The following is a 21,531-nucleotide window of genomic DNA, read 5'->3' as shown; positions in this document are numbered from 1 at the left end:
CGGTGGTTTCACGTGGAACGTCTTCAGGGTCCAGTGCCTATGCCAAGTATGAGAGTTCGCGGTTTCACGTGGAACAACTTCGGAGCCCCGGGTGCCGCGTGCCGGTTGCCCAGTTGCTGCGTTCTATGTGCTCGCGCGGTTCGTCGAGCCGGTAAGACGTCGGAGAGTGTCCACTTCAAGGGCCGCGGAGTCTGCGGTTCTGTGGGTCTACGCACGTCGACCCACCGAATGCGACAAGCGTCGGGTACACACCTCCGTCTCTCTACCGGCCACTCGAGGCGAGCTGATGCACCGTCGCCGAACCTGCGGAGGGTCAGACTGCCGAGGTCCGGGCGCCTGAGGCGATGGCAGGTGCGTCGATGCTGCGGGACAGCGAGATGGCGTTTCACGGGAACGAGATCCTCAGGGCGAGGACGAGGACCGGTGCTGATGAGTGCCGGTGCGAGTGCGAATGTGGGTCCTGGCACGAATGCGGGTGGCCGTGTGGGTGGCCGTGTGAGCGACGTGTGGATGTGTGTGACCCGGTTACGCGGAGGATCGTCGTGGGACGGAGGTGCCTCCTCGGTCACATGCAGTCGAGCCGCAGCACATAGATCGCGTCCTCATCCCCACCGCGGTTTCACGTGGAACCGTCGTCCCGCCCGGAACATGACCGACGAATCCCCCCGAGTCAGCCACGGATTCGACACGCTTCAGATCGTGATCACGTTGTGGAAAGGACACGGCCAGGCGACCCTTTTGCCCCAGTCACGCCCCGTCCCTGGCGTTCCGGTGGATACTTCTCCACGGAAGGGGAACAGATGTGTGGATAATGGTGCGAAGGCCAGACTGGCCACGACACTCCGGATTCTTGTTGGCAGTTCAACGAATGTGACACGTCACCAGCGAGCGAGTCCTCAACGACGGAGCCCCGAGACCCCTAGTTGTCCACAGGAAGCGCGTCGGGTGCGTGCGCCATCACCATTGTCCACAAATCACCGCAAGATATCCACAGTCGCCCTGTGGATATCGTGCGGTGTACGTCACGCCGAGTGAAGAATGCTCAACTCCGGTCCGGAGGTACCCGGTGGGCCGTCTAGTCTGGGACTGCAACGACCATCGGAGGAACGAGAACGTGGATCAGGACGACGTCGATACGCGACCGCGACCGTACTCGGACGTGACCAAGCCGCTTTCCCCTGATGATGAGCGACGATTGGCCCTGATCGATGCCATACCGGTGATGGACGAGAGCACGCCGCTGGCGGCTCAGCTCGCAGTGGATGCCCGGCGGCGGATAGAGCTGGCGGGTCAGAAGTTCCCGCCCCCACTTCAAACGCGCGTCCTTACTGTGGCGAACCAGAAGGGTGGGGTCGGCAAGACAACCACCTCGGTCAATCTCGCCGCTGCGTTGGCGACCTCCGGCCTCCGGGTCCTCGTCATCGACAACGATCCACAAGGCAACGCGTCCACTGCTCTGGGCATCGAGCATCACAGCGGGGTGCCCTCCACCTATGACGTCCTCATCAACGATGTCGGGCTCGAAGAGGTGGTGCAGGAGAGTGATGCCATCCCGGGCCTGTACTGCGCACCGGCAACGATCGACCTCTCCGGCGCCGAGATCGAGCTGGTTTCGCTCGTCGCCCGGGAGAACCGACTTCGGAATGCTCTGGCCGCGTACCTCAAGGGCCGGTCCCGCCGTGGTGAACCACGCATCGACTACGTCTTCATCGATTGCCCGCCGAGCCTGGGCTTGCTCACCGTGAACGCCTTCGTCACCGCGCGTGAGGTACTGATTCCCATCCAGTGCGAGTACTACGCCCTGGAGGGCCTGAGCCAGCTGCTCAACAACATCAACCTCATCCGCGCCCACCTCAACCCGGCATTGCACGTGTCCACGATCCTGCTGACCATGTACGACGCACGGACCAACTTGGCGCAGCAGGTGGCGGCCGAAGTCCGTGAGCACTTCCCGGATCAGACATTGCGCACCGCCGTCCCGCGATCTGTCCGAATCTCCGAAGCGCCCTCGTATGGCCAGACAGTTCTGACCTACGATGGCGGTTCTACCGGGGCGCTCGCCTACCTAGAGGCGGCCCGTGAGATCGCCCAGCGCGGACTCCAGCCGCTCGAGAACTACGCACAGGCCCCGTCCAGCGACGATGCTGACGCGGGGAACGAAGGAGACCAGAGATGACCGAACGACGCCGCGGCCTAGGTCGGGGGTTGGGTGCATTGATCCCGACTGGAGCGGGCGGTGGTCAGCGACCGGTCGACGTCTTCTTTCCCGAGCAGGAGCGCGGCTCGCAAGCGGAACAGGAGAGCGCAACAGCCGCCGATCCTGCCGTGAACGAAGACTCGGCGACTGCGGCGACCGAGCCCGCTGAGACGGCACAGACGACGGCGACGGCGGCAGTCATGGCACCGGACGCCGCTCCGGCCACCGACGGCGGTCATTCGGATGTGCCGTTGAGCGCGAGCGAACGCCTCCTGGCCGAACTCGAAGCGGAGTCCGCGGTGCCCGAGTCCGGCCCAGCCGACTCAGGACGAACTGCCACGGTGAGTGTCCCGGCGGGTACCGAAGGTGTCGATGAGAGCCACCTAGCTGCCGCGAACGGGGACGCCCGCGCCCCAGGGGACGCTGCAGCCGCCACGGAGCGTTCTGCGGACGAGGACGGGCTCGTGGCTGTGCCCGGTGCTCGCTTCGCCGAGGTGCCGGTGGATTCGATCAGCCCGAATGCGAGCCAGCCTCGGCAGATCTTCGACGACGACGACCTGAACGAGCTCGCCAGCTCGATCCGTGAGGTCGGTGTGCTTCAGCCCGTGGTGGTGCGCCCCTCGGGCACCGACACTGAGGGCCAGAGCACCTATGAACTCATCATGGGCGAACGCCGCTGGCGCGCTTCCCGCCTGGCGGGTAACGCCACAGTGCCGGCGATCATCCGCGACACGGCCCAGGATGACATGCTCCGGGATGCGCTCCTGGAGAACCTGCACCGTGTTCAGCTCAACCCACTCGAAGAGGCAGCTGCCTACCAGCAGCTTCTCGAGGATTTCCATTGCACCCATGATGAGCTCGCTACCAGGATCGCCCGCTCACGCCCACAGATCAGCAATACGCTGCGCCTGCTCAAACTTCCCCCGCTCGTGCAACGGCGAGTGGCCGCCGGGGTCCTCAGCGCCGGTCACGCACGGGCTCTCCTCGGGCTGGGTGACGGTGCGGCGATGGAACGCCTCGCTCAGCGAATCGTGGCCGAAGGCCTGAGCGTACGAGCCACCGAAGAGATCGTCACGATCGGGGAGGAGGCGCTGCAACCGGAGATGCGCCGCCGCCCGCGAGCGGGCGGGCATTCCGCCGCACTCGGTGAACTCGCGAGCCGCATGTCGGACAAGCTCGATACCAAGGTTAAGGTCAACCTTGGGCAAAGAAAAGGTCATGTGAGCATCGAGTTTGCGAGCGTGCAGGATCTGAATCGCATCCTGAGCATCCTTGACCCGAACGAGCCCGGCATTCTCCGCGACGGCGCTCCCGAGGAAGAGTAGGCCCTCGCCCCGACCTCGAAGGTGAGCGCCCACCGCTCACCGACGAAATCAAGGATCAGGCAGCGCAGGCAGCCGAGAACGGGACGCTGCCCGGCGTCACCGCGGGGCGCGCTGCCCGGCGCGGGCTAGCTCCAGGTACAACCGCTCCACCGTGTGCTCGGCCGCCTGCACGGCCTGGGGGAACAGGCTCGTCTCCGTCATGCCCGGAGCCACGTTCGCATCGAGGAACCATGCGAGGCCGCCGGAATCGAGGATCATGTCCGTGCGGGAGATGTGCTGCAGACCCAGGGTCTCGTGCGCGAGCACGGCGAGTTCGGCAGCCGTGCGGGCATCGCGGGCAGAAAGCCGGGCAGGGGCGAAGTACTCAGTGCGGCCGGCGTTGTACCGTGCGTCGTAGTCGTACGGCCCGTCTGTCGCGATCTCCACGGCAGGCAGGGCGCGCGGTCCCGCACCGGTGTCCACCACCGAGACCGCCACCTCGGTCCCCTCCACGGCCCGCTCGATGAGCGCCGTCTCCCCATAGGAGAAGCAGTGGACCATGGCTTGTGGCAGCTGAGCCCGGTCCGTCACCACGGTGACGCCGAGCGCCGATCCGCCCATGGCCGGTTTGACCACGAGTGGCAGCGGGAGGCGAGCAACTACGCGGTCCAGCACCGTCTGAGCGCCCACCTCCCGGAACAGGCTCTGCGGAAGGGTGGCTGACTCGGGAGTGTGCGCACCTGCACGCCGCATCAGCGATGCGGCCACCGGCTTGGACCAGGTCGTTCGCGCACCGGCAGCGTCCGTGCCCACGAACGGTACGCCGGCCATGGCCAGCAACTCGCGGACCGCTCCGTCCTCCCCCATGGAACCGTGCAGAAGTGGCCAGACGACGTCGGGCTGCGCCGTGCGCAGGAAGTCGAGGAGGCCGGTGTCCAGGTCATGTACGGTGACAGCCGCACCCGCCGCACGCAGCGCCTCGGCCACCCGGCGCCCGGACCGGATCGAGACCTCTCGCTCGTGGGACAGGCCACCGGCCAGGATGACGACCTCTAACGGGTCCCCCGCGTGCGAAGCGGAAGGGACGGCGTCGGGCTGTTCTGCGCTCAACTGGGGTCTCCTCAGGTCTGGTCTGGGCCGGGAGCGTCAATCCCGGCACCACCGGCGGCACCGATACCGCCTGAGGTGCCGAACATGCGCACCAGCTCGAGCTCGTTGTTCACCACAGTGGACAGGCGGCGAACCCCCTCGCGAATCCGCTCCGGAGTCGGGTAGCAGTAGGACAGGCGCATGAACTCCTTGCCCTGCCCGTCGGCGTAGAACGCGGTGCCGGGCACGTAGGCCACCAGCTCGGTGACGGCACGGGGCAGCATGTCCTGAGCGTCCAGACCCTCGGGCATCTGCACCCAGGTGTAGAAACCGCCGCGAGGCTCGGTCCAGGACGCTGACGGCAGGGACTCACCGAGCGCGTCCATCATCGCGTCGCGGCGCTCGCGGTACACCTCCCGGAAGGTTTTGATCTGGCCGCGCCAGTCGCATGTGGACAGGTACGTGGAGATGGAGAGCTGGCTCATCATCGACGGGCACAGGATCGCCGACTCAGCCGCCAGGACCAACCTCTCTCGAACAGCATGCGGAGCCAACGCCCACCCCACGCGATAACCGGGGGCGAAGGTCTTCGAGAAGGACCCGAGGTAGATGACGCTCTCCGGGGCGTAGGTATGCAGCGCCGGAAGCGGGTCCTCGTCGAAGCCGAGCAGCCCGTACGGGTTGTCCTCCAGGATCAGCACCCCGTAGCGCTGGGCGATCTCCACGATCTGAGGCCGCCGCTCGCGGCTGAGGGTGACTCCGCCGGGATTGTGGAAGTTGGGCACCGTGTACAGCAGCTTCACCGTCCGGCCTTGGGCGGCCAGGTCGGCGAGAGTTTCCTCCAACGCCTCCGGTACCAGTCCGTCGGCATCCATCGGGGTGTGCACCACATCGGCCTGGTACGCGCGGAACACGCCCAGCGCGCCCACATAGCTGGGAGCCTCCGCCACGATCACATCGCCGGGGTTCACAAAGATCCTGGTCACCAGGTCCAATGCCTGCTGTGAACCGGTGGTGACCACCACATCGTCGGAGTGGGCGCGAATGTGCTCGGCTCGCATCACCTCCAGGATCTGCTCCCGAAAGGCTTCCTCACCCTGCCCAGAGCCGTACTGGAGGGCGACGGCGCCGCGTTCGGAGAGCAGTTTCGCCGTCACCTGGCTGATGGTTTCCAGAGGAAGTCCTGCCAGGAACGGCATGCCGCCTGCCAGCGAGACCACCTCGGGCCGGTTCGCGACGGCGAACAGTGCCCGGATCTCCGAGGCCTTCATCCCGTGGGTACGCTCGGCGTAGTGCCCGAGCCACGGGTCCAGGCGGGTGCCTCGGCCGGGCGTCGGAACGTCCTCGGCGGCGGCAGCGGCGGAGACGGACCTCGGATCCTGGGATGGGTCGTTCATCAGGCCTCCTCTCGCGCGCCCGCCGCTCGGGCGCTTCCGCCCCAGAGTCTGTCACGGTCTGAGCGGTGCACGGTGAGCGAGTACGGGATGTGGCGAACGCGAGGTGTGCCACACCCGGGGCGGGAAGCGCTACGTCAGCTGAGGAACTCGTCGATCTCCGCGAGGAAGGCCTTCTTGGGGCGCGAACCCACCACGGACTTCACCAACTCGCCACCGGAGTAGACATTGATGGTCGGGATCGAGACGACGTTGTAGGCGGCGGTGGTCTCCGGGTTCGCGTCCACGTCCAGCTTGAGCACCGAGATCTTGTCCGCGTTCTCGGCGGCGATCTCCTCCAGGATCGGTGCGAACTGCTTGCACGGGCCGCACCAGTCGGCCCAGAAGTCCACGACGACAGGCCTGTCCGCCTCGAGCACGTCGGTACGGAAGGTGGCGTCGCTGGTGGTGTCGATGGCGCCCATGGTCTCTCCTCAGGTCAGTGCAGGTCGGTGCAGGTCAGTTCACGAGTGCGGCGGCAGCGTCCGCGGCCGCCGGTGCTGCCGGAGCGGCGTCCAGCGCGGCAAGGTAGCGTTCGGCGTCCAGGGCTGCTGAGCACCCGGTGCCGGCCGCGGTGATCGCCTGGCGGTAGTGGTGATCCACCACGTCCCCCGCAGCGAATACGCCGGGGATGTTGGTGCGGGTGCTGGGGTGCTCGACGTCGATGTACCCCTCCTCGTTCAACGTCACCTGGCCGATCACCAGCTCGGTGCGGGGCAGGTGCCCGATCGCCACGAACACACCGGAGGCGCCCACCTCGCGCGTCTCGCCAGTCACGGTGTCCCGAAGGGTCACGCTGCTGACCTTCTGATCCCCGTGGATCGCGGCCACCTCACTGTTCCAGGCGAAGGTGATCTTCGGATCGGCGAGCGCACGCTCAGCCATGATCTTCGAAGCGCGCAGCTCGTCCCTGCGGTGCACCACGGTCACCGAGCGCCCGAACCGGGTCAGGAACAACGCCTCCTCCATGGCGGAGTCCCCGCCGCCGACCACCAGGATGTCCTGGTCCTTGAAGAAGAAGCCGTCGCAGGTGGCGCACCAGCTCACGCCGCGGCCGGAGAACGTCTTCTCCTCCGGCAACCCGATCTCCTTGTAGGCCGATCCCGTGGACAGGATCACCGCGCGGGCGTGGAAAACCTCGTCATCGTCGCTGATCACGGTCTTCACGGGGCCCTCAAGTTGCACGGAGGTGACGTCCTCGTAGCGGATCTGCGCGCCGAAACGTTCAGCCTGCGCGCGCATCTTCTCCATCAGGTCCGGGCCCATCACGGCGTCCGGGAAGCCCGGGAAGTTCTCCACCTCGGTAGTGTTCATCAGTGCACCACCGGCGGTGATCGCGCCGGCGAAGACCACCGGTGCCAGGCCCGCGCGGGCGGCGTAGACGGCGGCGGTGTATCCGGAGGGGCCGGAGCCGATGATGATGACGTCGTGTACGGCGTTCTCGTCGGTCATGAAAGGTCCTTCTGGTCGGGGCACTGCTGACTCAACCATGCCCGATCGGGGAATGTTCCACGCGGTGGGGGCGTCTCACGCCCTGACGCGCGATGTTCATTCGATGGTGGCGTTCAGTTCACCGTGATCTCGGCCAGCTCGATCCGGTTGCGACCGTCCGAGTCCGCCACCGGTAGCTCAGGGAACCACAGCACGATCGTGTCCAGCTCCGTCGGTGTGGACAGGGTGTAGGTGGTGTCCGGGCCCATCTCACCCTCGGCGAGCACCTCGCCGCCGCTCGGGTCGTCTGGATCAGTGTCACGGATCTGCAGGACCCCACCTGAGCCCTGCATATCCACCGTCACGGAGGTGACCGTGGCGGTCTGGTCGAGCACCACCGCGAAGCCGAGGCCGTCCTTCATCCCGTATTGCGGATTCTCGTAGCGCAGGGAGCTCCACACGGTGTCCGGATCGCCGTCGACGGCGAACCGCGCCTGTTCCTCGTTGTCACCCACACCCGTGGACGGGTCGAGCGAACGACCTTCGTCGATCGTGATGGTGACCGGTTGAGTGGGCTCCTCCGTCGGCTCTTCCGTGGGTTCCTCAGTCGGTTCCTCGGTCGGCTCTTCCGTCGTCTCGGGCGCCGAGGTGACCGGCTCGCGGGTGTGGTCGGCCGGGTCGAATGCCGTCGAGGCGTCTCGCAGTGAGCCGATCGCCAGAATCGTGGCGAGCACCACCACGGTGATCATCACGAAGATCACGATGGGAGTCGGGTTGAACCGCTCGCGCGGGCCGTCCTCACCCTCGGTCTGCCGGAAGAAGCGTCTGCGCACGCCCTGTTTGATCTGCGTGCCGACGGCGGCCATGGTGCTGGTCAGCCCCGCCGCCACCGTGGGGGGCGCGTCAGCACCGATCGGCCGTGACGGCCGCTGCGGCGGCGCCCCGGCGGGATCGTCCCAGCCGAGGGTGGGGGGCAGTGGGCGCCTGGCGACCGGGATGGCGGCAGCATCAGGAGCCGCAGTCTCAGCGGGCGAGCCCGGCCTGGGTCCAGCCGTTGACGGGGCGGCGTCGGCCTCGTCACGTGCAGCGTCGGGAGACGCGGCCTCGGGCTGTGCCTCGGCGGGCCGGCTCACGCCGCCACCCGGAGTGGGCAAGACCGTGGTACCGCCCGTCACGTGCCGGGCGTAATAGCCCGGCGCCGGTGGCGTAGCGCTGGGTTCGAGCACGGCGGAGAACGGCACCGGGGTGTGATCCGTGGGCGGGGCGGGCGGACTCCATCCGGTCGGGTCGCTCACGCTGGGGCCTGCGGCACCGTCCGCCACCGATTCCCCGCCATCCTCAGGCTCAGCATCGTCAGCTGGCGCACCGCCTTCGTTCTCCTCGGCCACCGCGCCCTCGTCGCCGGGAGTGGGGCCTGCTGCGGGCGAGCCGGCTTCGCCGGCAATCGGCTCGGGATCCTTCTCGCCCTCGTCGTGGCCGATCGCATGACCGTCGCCGTCAGCACCGGATTCGGGCACCGCCGGCACAGTCGCAACGGGCGTCACCGCGTCGAGCCCATCCCACGGTTCCAGCTCTCGGACGAGTTCACCGGCGGTGAACGGGCCGTCTTGGTGCGGGCCGAACGTCACGGCGCAGAGTGTGTCGAGGTCGTGCGGGACGTCGTCGACGAGGTCCCCTGGTGGTACTGGCGCACCATCGTGGCGAGGCGCCACGGGTAGGCCCCCGGCTCGTCCGGGCTTGCCCGGCCAGTAGCCGGTGAGTGCGGCATAGAGGAGGGCAACGAGGTCGACGGCGTCCACGCGTGCGGAGTGGCGCGAATCGCCAGGGCTGACGCCGGCCTGAGCAGCATCCACGGCCAGACCACTGAGCTGCACGTCACCGGCGGCCGTCACCCGCAGCGCCGAAGGCCGCAGATACAGGTGGTGAACGCCACGTTTGCGAGCAATCTCCAGGGCTGCTGCTGCCTCGCCCACGAAGCTGCGAGCCTGTGCGGCCGGGAGCCGGGCGTCGGTGAGCAGCTCTGCAAGCGACGTGGCCGGCGTGGGGTCGGAGACCACGAATCCGGTCCCCTCATGCGATCCCACTCGTAGGATGCGTCGCAGCCTCGGGTCGCTGATCAAGGCGGCGCGACGGGCGGCGTCGAGGGCCTCCTCCCGCTGCGTCCCCTCCAGCACGGTGAGCAGGACGGCACGCTGCAGGATCTCGTCATGACCCGACCACACGTTCCCGGCCGGGAGGTCACATTCCTGTGCGGCGTGGAGGACGTAGCGATCGGCCAGCATCGCTCCCGGCTCAAGGGTCGGCGTCGTGCCGTGCGTCACAGACGTCCCTCCGTTCCCCTCACCACCGATGATGCCTGCCCATATCGTACGCAACGGACCAGGCACCCAGATGCGCGTGGTGATCGGCTCAAGTCGCCGTGTGATCGGCATGAGCATCGCACCGACCCGGCCGAGGAGCTGATCCAGTTCTCCCACGCGCAGAAGGCGTAGCAGCACCAGATACAGCAGCCCCATCGCCCCGCCGAGCACGAGCACCCGGAGCAGGGCTCCGGCGAAGGACGTCTGCACACCCCACAGGTGCAGCGCCCCCCAGCCGAGCAGTGTGGTGGGCACCACGGCGAGGAAGACCCGCAGGTGGGTGCGCAGCACCCGCGCACCGTCCAGATTCGGCAGCTTGCGGCGCAATGCCAGATAGGCCACCAATGCACCGAACGTATTGCTGAGTGAGGTGGCCGCACCGGCACCGACCACCCACCACTGCACGTCCATCACGAGAAAGGCGATCACGCTGCCCACGATCTGGAGCCCGGCCATCGGTACCTGGATCCAGAACAGCGACCGGGCGTCCTCGAAGGCGAAGTAGACCCGTTGTGCCATCGTCCAGATCGCGATCGCGGGCAGGCCCACCAGCATCGCCACCAGCACATGGCCCACCGCTTGGTAGGACGTGAAAGAGGCCTGGCCGAAGGTGATCACCTGGGTGAGCGGGATGGCCAGCACCATGAACGCGCCGGCGGCGAAAACGGTGAACACGGCCAGGGTGCGCAAGCCCCGGGAGAGGTCGTCGCGGACTCGGAACGTGCGCCCGCCGGCGGCGTGTTCACTGAGCCGGGTGAACATCGCCGTCACCAGGGAGACGGTGATCAGCGACTGCGGGAGCATGAAGATGAGAAAGGCGTTGTCATAGGCGGCGTTGCCCGCCACGCTCGCAGGGTCGGCGAGGCCCTCTGAGCGTGCTCCGGCCGCCGCGGCCAGGTTCGAGATCGCCAGGTACCCCACCTGACCGGCAGCGAGGGCGGCGAAGGCCCACGTCGCCACCCGGCCTGCAGAGCGCAGGCCGGTGTTGCGCAGCCCCCATTTCGGCCGGTATCGGAACCCGCTGCGGTGTAGCGGCACGATCAGAATGAGTGCCTGGGCCACCACGCCGAGGGTCCATGGGCCCGCGAGCAGCGCGATCCGCTGTGCATCCCATTGCGCCACTGCGGCTGGATCGGTGGCATAGCCGCCGTAGACGATCAGGTACACCACCAGTCCGGCGATGGAGATGACGTTGTTCAGCGCGGGCGCCCACATGTACGGCCCGAAACTGCTGCGCGCGTTCAGTAGCTGCCCCAGGAGCGTGTACAGCCCGTAGAAGAACAGCTGCGGGATGCACCACATCGCGAACGCTACGGCCAGCGGCATCCACGGCCCGTCACGCAGGGCCTCGGCATAGACCGTGATGAGCACCGTCGAGGCGGCGGTCAGCACCAGGGTGATGACGCCCATCACGGTGGCGGCGAGCGTGAGTAGCCGGTTCACATACTCGGTGCCACCATCGTCCTTGCGCATCGCCCGCACGATCTGCGGGACCAGCACGGCGTTCAGGATCCCGCCCGCGATCAGCATGTAAATGATGTTCGGGAGCTTGTTGGCCACCGAGAACGCGTTCGCTGCGCCGCTACCAGTCACGCCGATCGCGGCCACCATCAGCGCGTTGCGCAGCACGCCAAGGATCCGCGAGACCAGAGTCCCCGAGAACATCACGGCAGCGGATCCGGCCAGGCCGCGCCCTGCCATCAGGGCCTCCCGTCGTCGGCCGTCGGGGAGTGCGTACCCGCCGACGGCGCAGTGTCGCGATCTGAGGAGAAGGTGCCCTCGTCCCCTGCCGGGGACCTCCCGGCCAGCTCACCAGCGGGACTCGTCTGGCGTGGCGAGGCTTCGCCGTCGGGCCCTGAATCCTGTGCAGCGCTCGCGCGGGTGACCGGCTCGAACCGTCGGTGACCCTTGCGGATCGTCCGGATCAGGCCCACGGCGAGGCCCAGCACCAGCAGCCCAGCCACGACGACCGTGCCGATGTCCTCCCAGTCGGCTCGCACCCGTACCCGGAACGGTTCGGGCGCCACGAGAACGTTGCCCTCGGTGTTGAGCACCTCCACGGACACGTTGACGTTGCCGTTCGCCACTGCCGTGACCGGCAGCCTGACGGTGGTGGCTCCACCTGGCGGGAGATGCGTGGTCACGGACTCCTCGGCGAGCAGACGTGGGTCCGCAGGAACCAGTTGAACTGCCACGCTCGCCCCCACGGGAAGATTGCTCTCCAGCGTGATCGGGATCTCGCCGGAGGAGGAAATGAGCAACACCTCACTGCCTGGTTCCACGCTGATGCCGGAGCTCAGTTCCGCGACCGCGGCGAAGGCATCCTCGACGAGCTGGTCGCGGGTGGTGGGTGCGGTGATCAGCGTGCTTGACAGGCCCGTCAGCACGGGGGGCGCGAACTCGTCGCGGAACTGGGTGGGGTCGTCGGTGACCTGTGCGAAGGCATCCGCCTCCGACCAGGCCTCAGCCAGTCGAGACAGCGTGCCCGCGTCGAGGTGGGCATCGCTGGCGGTGCTCACCGGCAATGGTGCACGAGCTTCGCCGGCGGCCGTACGCCCGAGCAGTGAGCGCAGGTTGGACAGCTGCACCCACGGGGCGTCGTCGAGGGCCGTGATGGTGTCCGAGAGAGCGGTGAGCTCGTCCGGATCGCTGCCCACCTCCCGGTCCAGTGCGGCCAGCAGGCCGCGTGCGTCCGCGGGCTGTTCGCGGGCGATCACCGCTGTTTGGGCGAGGACGGACTGCCGGATCTGCAGAGCGCTGAGATCGGCACTGAACGAATCGGAGAGCTGCCCATCCCAGAGCATCGCCTCAACATCCTTGGCACTGGTCTCCACCTGGGTGCGCCCCGAGGGCGTGTAGTTCAGGGGCACGGTCGTGGGCATCGCATCGGCAGGGAGAACCACGGCGCGTGCGTCAGCCTCAGCGAGTGCAGTCACGGAGGTGAGGTCGGCGGACTCGGGCCACGCCACATCGTCGAGGGCGGAGATGCCGTGGGCGGCGAACAACTCGGCGGTGCGTTCCTGACCTGCCCGGATGAGGGTGGCACCGGCAGGCCCGGTGAGCACCGACTGGTCCGCGTCCGCATAGCCGAGGGCGATCACGTCTCGCTGTGCGGCGCCACTGACGAACTGCTCGGTGAGCGTGGGGTCTGCGCCGTCCCCGGAACCGGTGTCGGTGTCGGTGTCGGTGTCGTCATCCGACGGCGTTCCCTCGGCGGTTTCCTCGGCGGCTGGTGAGGCTGTGTCCGTTGTGTCCGCTGTCTCCTCAGGGCCTGCATCCTCGGGTTCAGCGGTCTCCTCGCCGCCGGACTCCACCGCCTGGCCCTCCAGCAGTGCCGCATCGATTGCCCACGCAACACCGTCCGGCATCCCAGCCAGCACGGGCCCCAACCGATCGGCGGCCACCTGTGCCACCGGTGAATCCGTCGCTACCGAGGTTTCCCACTCCTGGGTCGTCGGAGTGAATGGCACCAGCACGGAGAGTTCGGTGGGAGCGGAGACCTGCGCCTCGCCCGGGTACCAGAGCAGGGCTGTTCGCTCCGCCGCCAGCAGCCCCTCCGAGACCGCACGGACCTCGATTCCGCGGGGACCCCACAGCGCACCGTCGAAGGGTGAGCGTTCGGCGGGAAGGGTGATGGTGAACGGCACCTCGGCACCGGAAGGGACGTCGTCGAGATACTCCACAGTGAGGATGGCCGCGTTCAAGGTGTTCTCCCCGCTGAGCCACGACTCCAGCGCGATCCGCGACGCCGGCACATGCCGCTGGAGCAGCAACTGCATCTGCGGTGCCTCGATCGTCTCCGCCGTGCCGTTTCCCAGCGTGCCGCGAATCACGATGTCATCGCCCGGCCGGGTCACCGCCGGGGTGATCTGGGTGATGTCCACGCTCACTTCGCCCTCGGTCACCTCAGCGGTGGCCGGGGAGGCAGGAGCGAATGGCAGGGCCGTGCCACCGAGCACGCCCATCAACGCCAGCAGCAGGCCCAAGCCCAGGCGCGCGCGGGTGCGCCCCTGATGGGTGCGCCTCCAGCGGTGATCCCTCGGCTCTTCGGCGGGCGGCGCGATCACCCTCGGCCCATCACGCGCGGCCCTCGAGGATGTCCCGTGCGGTCGCAACCACCCGACGCTCATTCGGATAGGCGAGTCTGGACGCCACGTCGGCGAGTGCGACCCAGGCGACGTCCTCCGCTTCATGGTCGGGATCGTTCTCGATGGTCAACTCCCCACGGAGTGCCTCGAGCAGATAGTGGTGCACCACCTTGTGCACGCGGCGGTCGTGTCCGGCGAACCAGTAGTCGATGGTGGCCAGATGGCGCAGCACCTGCCCTTCGATCCCGGTCTCTTCGGCGATCTCCCGGACGGCGGCCTGTTCGGCGGTCTCCGCGCCCTCCAGGTGCCCCTTGGGTAGACACCACTCGAGCCGGCCGGCCCGATTGCGCCGCGCGATGATCGCCGTGTACGCCTGGCCGGCGCGGACGGCCACCACCAACCCGCCGGCGGAGGTCTCGTCCACCACGGGCAGACCGGCGGTGTACGAGCGCCGCAGACGCATCGGCTGCGAGGGCTTCGGCACCCGCGGCCCAGGGGTCGGAACAGCGGCGGACATAACGACACTGTAATCAAGGCCATGCCGGTGCGCGGCATGCCGGGCCGTGCGTGCCCGCCTGGCACCACCTGGAATCACTCCTCGAAACGGCCCTTCGCAGGCTCCCTGGATGGCACTGTGCCGTCGATTCGACGCTTCTCGAGTGGCCCTCCTCTCGAGTGTTTCCCTGGTGAGAGTTTGCCGTCGTGCGGGGAGAGTGACGACCCGGATCGTCCCGTGATCTCGCGGCTAGGAGGTGTCGCATCGACGACGGGCCTTCACCCGCGTGTGCGTGGATCTGCGGGATCGGCCTCGTGCGATGACGCGGAACTGGCAGGCACTCGAGCATGGCAGGCTGTACTGCTGTGCCGACCACACGTGAGACTCCCGGGCCCGAACCCGTCGAGCTGCTGCGCACCGCGCTCGGCGTGATCACCACGCATGCACCGCAGGCGATCGAACTCGGGCAGGTGTTCGCCGACGCCGGATTCGAGTTGGCGCTCGTGGGTGGGCCGGTGCGTGACGCGTTCCTCGGCAAACCTGGCGTCGATCTTGACTTCGCCACCTCCGCCCGGCCGGAGGAGAGCGAACGGCTGCTGGCCGCCTGGGGAGATGCGCACTGGGATATGGGCCGTGAGTTCGGCACCATCGGAGCCCGCCGCGGAGACGTGATCGTGGAGGTCACCACCTACCGCACCGAGGCGTACAACCCCTCGTCGCGCAAACCCGACGTGGTCTACGGCGACACCTTGGATGGCGACCTCTCCCGCCGCGACTTCACCGTCAACGCGATGGCACTGCGATTGCCGGACCTGGCGTTCGTGGACCCCTTCAACGGTTTGAAGGATCTCGCTGACGGCGTGCTGCGCACCCCGGCTTCGCCGGAGCAGTCCTTCGACGACGACCCGTTGCGGATGATGCGAGCGGTGCGGTTCGCGGCGCAGCTCGGGCTGGATGTGGACCCGGGCGTGCTCTCGGCGATGACGGCGATGGCGAGGCGGATCGAGATCGTCTCCGCTGAGCGGGTCCAGGCAGAGTTGGTGAAGTTGCTGGTGGCGCCCGCGCCGCGGCGCGGGCTCGAGCTGATGGTCTACACCCACCTCGCTGACTATGTGCTGCCCGAACTGCCTGATCTGCAGCTCACGATCGATGAGCACCACCGGCACAAAGACGTCTACGAGCACACCCTGACTGTGCTGGACCAGGCGATCGACCTGGAGACCGGGCCGGATGGCCCAGTGCCCGCCCCGGACCTGGTGCTGCGGCTGGCTGCGGTGATGCATGACGTCGGAAAGCCCGCCACCAGGCGGATGGAGCCGGGGGGCGGCGTGAGCTTCCACCACCATGAGGTCGTCGGCGCCAAGATGACCGCCAAGCGGATGAAGGCGCTGCGGTTCGACAAGGCCACCACCCAGGCGGTCACCAAGCTCGTGGCGTTACACCTGCGGTTCCACGGGTATGGGGACGCCTCGTGGACCGACTCCGCAGTGCGCCGCTACGTCACCGATGCCGGCGACCAACTCGAACGTCTGCACCGGCTCACCCGGGCCGACTGCACGACGCGGAACAAGCGCAAGGCTGCCCGCCTCGCCCACGCCTACGACGATCTGGAGAACCGGATCGCGGCGCTCGCAGAGGAAGAGGAACTCCAGGCCATCCGGCCCGATCTGGACGGCAACGCGATCATGGAGATCCTGCGGATTGGGCCCGGTCGGCAGGTCGGAGCCGCCTACAAGCACATGCTCGCGCTGCGAATGGAGCGTGGCCCGCTCGGCGAGGATGAGGCGAAGCGCGAACTGCTCACCTGGTGGGAGTCCCAGCAGGGCTGACGATCATCCCCGCACCCCGCACCCCGCACCCCGCACCCCGCACCCCGCACCCCGCACCCCGCACCCCGCACCGCACCCGCACCCCGCACCCTCTCGCCGTCTGAACCCACTTTTCCCGTGTGAATCCGCGCTGCGAGGGGTTCACACGGGAAAAGTGGGTTCAGATCGGTGAGCGTGGCTCCGCGGCCGAAGTGCGTCTTGGATAGTGGGACGCTCTGGCGAAGGTAGGTAAGCCTTGGTTAGGTAAGCGGAACCTAATTTCTATCTCGCTTCGGAGTGCCGATGTCCGATGCTCAACCCTGGCTGCACGCCCGCGAGGTGTGCATCACCTACGGTGCGGGAGACGTCGTCAGTGACGCCGAACTGAGGCTCGTGCCCGGTGAGGTGACCGCTCTCGTGGGCCCGAATGGATCCGGGAAGTCGACATTGCTGCGGGGCGTGGCGCGGCTGCAACGGATCCGGGCCGGCGCCGTCACCCTCCGTGACGGGCGATCGGCCGGCGACTTGACCGCCCGTGAGTTCGCCCGGGAGATCGCGATGCTCTCGCAGAGCCGGCCCACCCCAGCCGGGGTGACCGTGCGCGATGCCGTGGAGTTCGGCCGCCACCCACACAAGTCACGCTGGCGGGGCAACGATCCCCACGGGCGTGACCGTATCGAGCATGCCCTCGCCCTGACCCGGCTGACCGAGCGCGCCGGCGACATGATCGACGAGCTCTCCGGCGGCCAGCTGCAGCGCGTCTGGATCGCCAGTGCCCTGGCACAGGACACCGATGTACTGCTGCTGGACGAACCGACCAATCACCTCGACCTGCGTTATCAGGTGGAGGTGCTCGAGCTCATCCGCGAACTGGCTGACGAGCACGGCATCGCCGTCGGCGCGGTCCTGCACGACCTGAACCAGGCGGCAGCACTCGCGGACCGGGTGGTGGTGCTCAGCCACGGGCGTGTGGTGGCCGACGGTTCGCCGACTGAGGCCCTGCGCAGCGACCTCCTCAGCGACGTCTTCGAGATCGACATCGTGGTCGAGATCGGGACGCACACACGCGTGCCCCATGTGCACGTCCCGCGGCAGCTGCTGCGCACGCCGGCCGACCTGGTCGCCGCCACACAGGCCGAGTGACTCGGCCACGAACGCGAAGAAGGAACCGATGAGAACTGCCCCTGCCATGATTGCCACCGCCCTGCTGGCGGCTACCGCCCTGGCTGCGTGCGGCACCACCGACGCTGCCACGAACGATCCGACGACCAGCAGCGAGGACACCACCACCGACGCCGGCCCCGTCACCATCACTGACGCCCGTGGGGAGGAGGTCACCCTCGATGCCCCGGCGCAGGACGTGGTCGCGCTCGAGTGGAACCAGGCCGAGATGGTCACCACGTTGGGTGTGGACCTCGTTGGACTTTCCGACGTTGCCGGTTACACCAGCTGGGTCGGCAACTCTGAGCCATTGCGCACCGAGCCACGGGACGTCGGCACCCGCCGCGAGCCGAGCATCGAGGCGATTGCAGAGCTCGAGCCCGAGCTGATCATCGGAAGCCCCACCTCCATCCCGGAAGAGGCGATGGAGCAGATGGAGAGAATCGCACCGGTGGTACTCCTCGAGAGTGCCGACGGCTCCGACCCGCTCGGCACGATGCGAACCTCGTTCGAGACCGTGGCCAGCTTGCTGGGCCAGGAGGCTGAGGCCGAGGCTGCGCTCGCCGAGTTCGACGCCACCATCGCCGAGAACACTGCCGCCATTGCCGACGCCGGCCTCACCGGTGCGCCGGTGGTGCTCACCTCCCCGTACGCCGAAGGGGCCACGCTGAGCATCCGGATGCACGGCCCCCGTTCCTCGGTGCAGGCCGTGGCCCTGGAGATGGGTCTGGGCAGCGCCTGGGAGGATCCGGGTGACGACGGCTACGGCCTGTCCTACCTCGACCTCGAGGGTCTCACTCAGCTCCCTGATGACACGCAGTTCCTGTACTGGGGCAACGAGGACGACGAGGACGTGGTGGGCACCATGATGGCCGGCAACCCGCTCTGGGAAAACCTGCCCTTCGTTCAGGCCGGTCAGGTGCACGAGGCGGCTGTGGGCATCTGGGCATATGGAGGCCCCGCGTCCATGGCGGCATGGTCGGACGACCTGGTCCGCGTACTCAGCGAGTGACATGAACGACGGCGCCACCACCCAAGCGCTGGACCGGCCCACCGCCGACCCGAGCGCACCTCAGACTGCTGCCACGGCTACCGCCAGTACCACCCGGGACGCCCAGGGGATGTCCTGGCCGGTGCTGGTGGCGGTCCTGGGTGTGCTGCTCTGGCTCGGTGGCGCCGTCGTCGTCCATCTCACGCAGGGCACTGCCGACCTCAATGTCTCGGGTCTGTGGGCACTGCTCACCGGGCAGCCGGTCGGCACCGATGCGCACGTCCTCGCGCAGTCGCGAATCCCGCGACTGCTGGCCGCACTCGTGGTCGGCTCTGCTCTCGGTGCCGCCGGCGCCGCGATGCAGGGGGTGGCCCGCAATCCGCTCGCCTCGCCGGATACCACGGCCGTGAACGCCGGCGCCTACCTGGCGTTGACCGTGCTGGCCGTCATCGGCATTCCCACCGGGATCTTCGGTAGTGCAGCCGTGGCCTTCCTCGGCGGCCTCGCCGCTGCGGTGGTGGTGATCGCCGTCTCCGCCGGTGCGCAGGTCTCCGCGATCCGGCTCGTGCTCGCCGGTTCCGCACTCACGTTGGGGCTCTCCGCGATCACCTCGGTCCTGCTGTTGCTGTTCCCGTGGCAGACCCAGGGGCTCTTCGCCTGGGGCGCTGGAACCCTCTCGCAGAACGGTTCGGCCGCCGTCACCGCCCTGGCGCCGGTGGTGATCGTGGGCATTGCTGCCCTGATCTTGCTCGGGCGTCGCCTGGACCTGCTCCAGCTGGGCGACGATGCCGCCCGGTCGCTCGGGGTGGCCGTGGGGCGCACACGCTTGGTACTGGTGGCGTTCGCCGTGCTGCTGGCCACGACGGCGGTCACCGTGGCTGGTCCGATCGGTTTCGTCGGTCTGTGCGCACCTGCCCTGATGCGCATGCTCGCCCGGGTGATTCCACCCTTGCGCCGGCACCGAGTGCTCATCCCGATCAGTGCAGTGGCCGGAATCGCATTGGTGCTGACGGCGGATGTGGCGGTGCGTGCGGCGTTCGGGTCGGTCAGCGGGGTCACGCTGCCCACCGGGGTGGTGACCACGCTGCTCGGGTCGGCGTTCATGGTCGCGCTCGCACAGCGGATGCGCACCGGACTGGCTGGGGAGGCGCTCGCGACGATGCGTAGCGGGACCTCCATCGGCCGGCGGGCGCCAGGGGCCGTGCTGCTCGCGGTGCTGACGGCGCTGGTGGGTGCCTCTCTGGCGGGGACTCTGCTCGGTGATTCCACGATCTTGCTCGGCGACGTCTCGAACTGGATACAGCAGGTGGCATCTGTCCGGGTGGAGATCATCCTGGAGACGCGGATCCCGCGGGTGCTGGCCGCCCTGCTGGCCGGTGCCGCTTTGGCTCTTGCGGGCGCACTCGTGCAGGCGGTGACGCGGAACCCACTCGCCGACCCGGGCATCCTGGGGATCTCCGCCAGCGCTGGGCTCGGGGCTGTGATCACCATCGTGGCGGGCTCCACCGTGGGATTCGCGCAGACTCTCGGCGGTGCGCTGATCGGTGCCGCCGCGGCGACAGCGGCGATCTTCGTGCTCGGCGCTCGCGGCTCGGCCGACCAGGGGCGGCTGGTGCTCGTGGGTGTGGGACTGGGCGCCGCGGCGAGCGCCCTCACCACGTTGCTGCTGGTGCGCACCGACCCGTGGAGCCAGAACGCCGCCCTGACCTGGTTGGGTGGATCCACCTACGGGGCCAGCTTCAGCTCCCTCCCGCCGCTGGCGGTGGTCCTCGTTGTGACGGCGGTGGCTCTGGTGCCGTGGCACCGGGACCTGGACCTGCTCCAATTCGATGAGACCACACCACGTGCCCTCGGTATTCGGGTACCGCAGGTTCGACGAGGAGTGCTCGGCCTGGCGGTGCTCCTGACCGCGGCCGCCACGGCCAGTGTGGGCGTGATCGCCTTCGTCGGTCTCGTGGCGCCCCACGCCGCCCGGCTGTTGATCGGGAAGCGGCACCGGTTGCTGTTGCCGCTGGCTGCGCTGCTGGGCGCGTTGCTGGTGGTGGTGGCCGACATCGTCGGCCGGGTGGTGATCGCACCGGCGCAGCTGCCCGCAGGACTGGTCACTGCGGCGATCGGAACGCCGTACTTCGTCTGGCTGCTCTGGCGGATGCGCGCCCGCCGCTGAATGTGCGCTCTCCTGTCTGGTGGACGGTGGCCGAGTCGTCGGCCTCCTGCCTGGTGGAGAAGCGGGTGCGATACAGCCCAGGAGAGATCCCGACCTCTCTAGCGAAGGCGGCGCGGAATGTCACGGGCGATCCAAAACCGACATCGAAGGAGATCCGGTCGATGGTCAGGTCGGTCGCTTCGAGGAGCTCCTTGGCCATCGCGATCCGCTCTGCAGCCACCCACCGCATGGGCGTGGTGCCGACATCCCGTTGGAATCTGCGGGCCAGGGTGCGCGCGGAGAGGTTCGCTGCCTGTCCCAGCTCGGTCAGGGTCACGGGTCGGACGAGGTTCCTGCGGAGCCAATCCCGGAGATGATTGAGCCAGGCGGCGCGGTCCTCCAGCGGCTCGGCTGTGACGTACTGGGCCTGATCCCCGTCGCGGTGGGAGGCGATCACGAGATTGCGCGCGATGGTGTTCGCTACGCGCTCCCCGTGGTCGCGCCGGATCAGGTGCAGGCACAGGTCGAGGCCGGCGGCCGAGCCGGCACTGGTGAAGATGCCGTTGTCTTCCACGTAGAGGGCGCGCGCGTCGAGCTCGATCCGGGGGTACATCCGCTGCAGGAGCGGCGCATGCCGCCAGTGGGTGGTGGCGCGGCGGCCATCGAGCAGGCCCGCCTCCGCGAGTGCGAACGTACCGGTGCACAGCGCCGCGATCCGGGTGCCCCGCTCTGCTGCCTGCCGTAGTTCGTGGACCAGCTGCCGGTCGATCGGCCGGCCCGGCCGTCCCCCTGGCACCACGACCATGTCCCCGTCGGACAGCGCGCTCAGTGGACGCTCGGGGGTGAGCTGCGCTCCCGTGTGCGTGCGCACACCCCGCGGATCGCCGCAGAGGATCACGTCGTACAGCGGACCGCGCGCGGGGTCCCAGTCGTAGCCGAGCGCTTCCAGCGGCATGCCGATTTCGAACAGCGTCAGCCCCTCGGTGAGCGGCACGGTGACCGACAGTCGCGACATGATGGCAGAATA

The 21,531-nt window shown here is 68.2% G+C and carries 14 protein-coding genes; 6 read left to right on the top strand and 8 right to left on the bottom strand.

Going from position 1 to position 21,531, the window contains the following annotated elements:
• Window positions 1-1,114 precede the first annotated feature (1,114 nt).
• Both LQF10_RS19285 and LQF10_RS19280 read left to right on the top strand, forming a co-directional pair.
• A complete protein-coding gene (locus LQF10_RS19285) occupies window positions 1,115-2,176 on the top strand; it encodes a ParA family protein (RefSeq protein ID WP_231065460.1) in 1,062 nt (353 codons plus the stop codon).
• Window positions 2,173-3,522 (top strand): ParB/RepB/Spo0J family partition protein, encoded by a 1,350-nt coding sequence (locus LQF10_RS19280; RefSeq protein ID WP_231065459.1) that lies wholly within the window; start codon window positions 2,173-2,175, stop codon window positions 3,520-3,522. Before LQF10_RS19285 ends, LQF10_RS19280 begins: the two co-directional genes overlap by 4 nt.
• A 96-nt stretch (window positions 3,523-3,618) precedes the next feature.
• Here LQF10_RS19280 and LQF10_RS19275 read toward each other — a convergent pair whose 3' ends face one another.
• From LQF10_RS19275 to LQF10_RS19245, 7 genes are all read right to left on the bottom strand, one after another.
• Window positions 3,619-4,611, bottom strand: coding sequence for a D-alanine--D-alanine ligase family protein (locus LQF10_RS19275; RefSeq protein ID WP_231065458.1), 993 nt, complete (start codon window positions 4,609-4,611; stop codon window positions 3,619-3,621).
• Between the two features lie 11 nt (window positions 4,612-4,622).
• Window positions 4,623-5,987 (bottom strand): aminotransferase-like domain-containing protein, encoded by a 1,365-nt coding sequence (locus LQF10_RS19270; RefSeq protein ID WP_354002608.1) that lies wholly within the window; start codon window positions 5,985-5,987, stop codon window positions 4,623-4,625.
• A gap of 134 nt (window positions 5,988-6,121) precedes the next feature.
• Window positions 6,122-6,448, bottom strand: a complete 327-nt coding sequence (gene trxA / locus LQF10_RS19265; protein ID WP_231065457.1) for a thioredoxin — start codon at window positions 6,446-6,448, stop codon at window positions 6,122-6,124.
• Between the two features lie 34 nt (window positions 6,449-6,482).
• Entirely contained in the window at window positions 6,483-7,475 is a 993-nt protein-coding gene (trxB, locus tag LQF10_RS19260; protein ID WP_231065456.1) for a thioredoxin-disulfide reductase, read from the bottom strand.
• Window positions 7,476-7,588: 113 nt separating this feature from the next.
• The gene (gene murJ, locus LQF10_RS19255; protein WP_231065455.1) at window positions 7,589-11,515 is read right to left on the bottom strand and encodes a murein biosynthesis integral membrane protein MurJ; all 3,927 of its coding nucleotides are present in this window, start codon (window positions 11,513-11,515) and stop codon (window positions 7,589-7,591) included.
• Complete coding sequence (locus tag LQF10_RS19250; protein WP_231065454.1) at window positions 11,515-13,881, bottom strand: DUF6049 family protein; 2,367 nt, start codon at window positions 13,879-13,881, stop codon at window positions 11,515-11,517. The genes murJ and LQF10_RS19250 overlap by 1 nt, the downstream gene beginning before the upstream one ends.
• Window positions 13,882-13,891: 10 nt before the next feature.
• A complete protein-coding gene (locus LQF10_RS19245; RefSeq protein ID WP_435531420.1) occupies window positions 13,892-14,419 on the bottom strand; it encodes an NUDIX hydrolase in 528 nt (175 codons plus the stop codon).
• Between the two features lie 326 nt (window positions 14,420-14,745).
• Here LQF10_RS19245 and LQF10_RS19240 point away from each other — a divergent pair, with 326 nt between their 5' ends.
• The 4 genes from LQF10_RS19240 (at window position 14,746) to LQF10_RS19225 (ending at window position 20,525) form a co-directional block, all read left to right on the top strand.
• Window positions 14,746-16,227: a CCA tRNA nucleotidyltransferase gene (locus LQF10_RS19240; protein WP_435531419.1), complete on the top strand. Its 1,482-nt coding sequence runs from the start codon at window positions 14,746-14,748 to the stop codon at window positions 16,225-16,227.
• A gap of 282 nt (window positions 16,228-16,509) precedes the next feature.
• Window positions 16,510-17,349: an ABC transporter ATP-binding protein gene (locus LQF10_RS19235; protein ID WP_231065453.1), complete on the top strand. Its 840-nt coding sequence runs from the start codon at window positions 16,510-16,512 to the stop codon at window positions 17,347-17,349.
• Window positions 17,350-17,377: 28 nt separating this feature from the next.
• Window positions 17,378-18,379 (top strand): ABC transporter substrate-binding protein, encoded by a 1,002-nt coding sequence (locus LQF10_RS19230; RefSeq protein WP_231065452.1) that lies wholly within the window; start codon window positions 17,378-17,380, stop codon window positions 18,377-18,379.
• 1 nt (window position 18,380) lies between these two features.
• Window positions 18,381-20,525 carry an iron ABC transporter permease gene (locus tag LQF10_RS19225; protein WP_231065451.1) on the top strand — a complete coding sequence of 715 codons (2,145 nt, stop codon included), beginning with the start codon at window positions 18,381-18,383 and terminating at the stop codon, window positions 20,523-20,525.
• On the opposite strand, the gene LQF10_RS19220 is transcribed toward LQF10_RS19225, so the two are convergent.
• Window positions 20,461-21,519 carry a GlxA family transcriptional regulator gene (locus LQF10_RS19220; protein ID WP_231065450.1) on the bottom strand — a complete coding sequence of 353 codons (1,059 nt, stop codon included), beginning with the start codon at window positions 21,517-21,519 and terminating at the stop codon, window positions 20,461-20,463. The two genes, LQF10_RS19225 and LQF10_RS19220, sit on opposite strands and share 65 nt — an antisense overlap.
• Window positions 21,520-21,531 lie beyond the last annotated feature (12 nt).

Origin of the sequence: Ruania halotolerans (assembly GCF_021049285.1) — a bacterium.
GTDB lineage: Bacteria > Actinomycetota > Actinomycetes > Actinomycetales > Beutenbergiaceae > Ruania > Ruania halotolerans.
The sequence above is the reverse complement of the archived record's forward strand: the minus strand, read 5'-3'. Positions and strand labels throughout refer to the sequence as shown.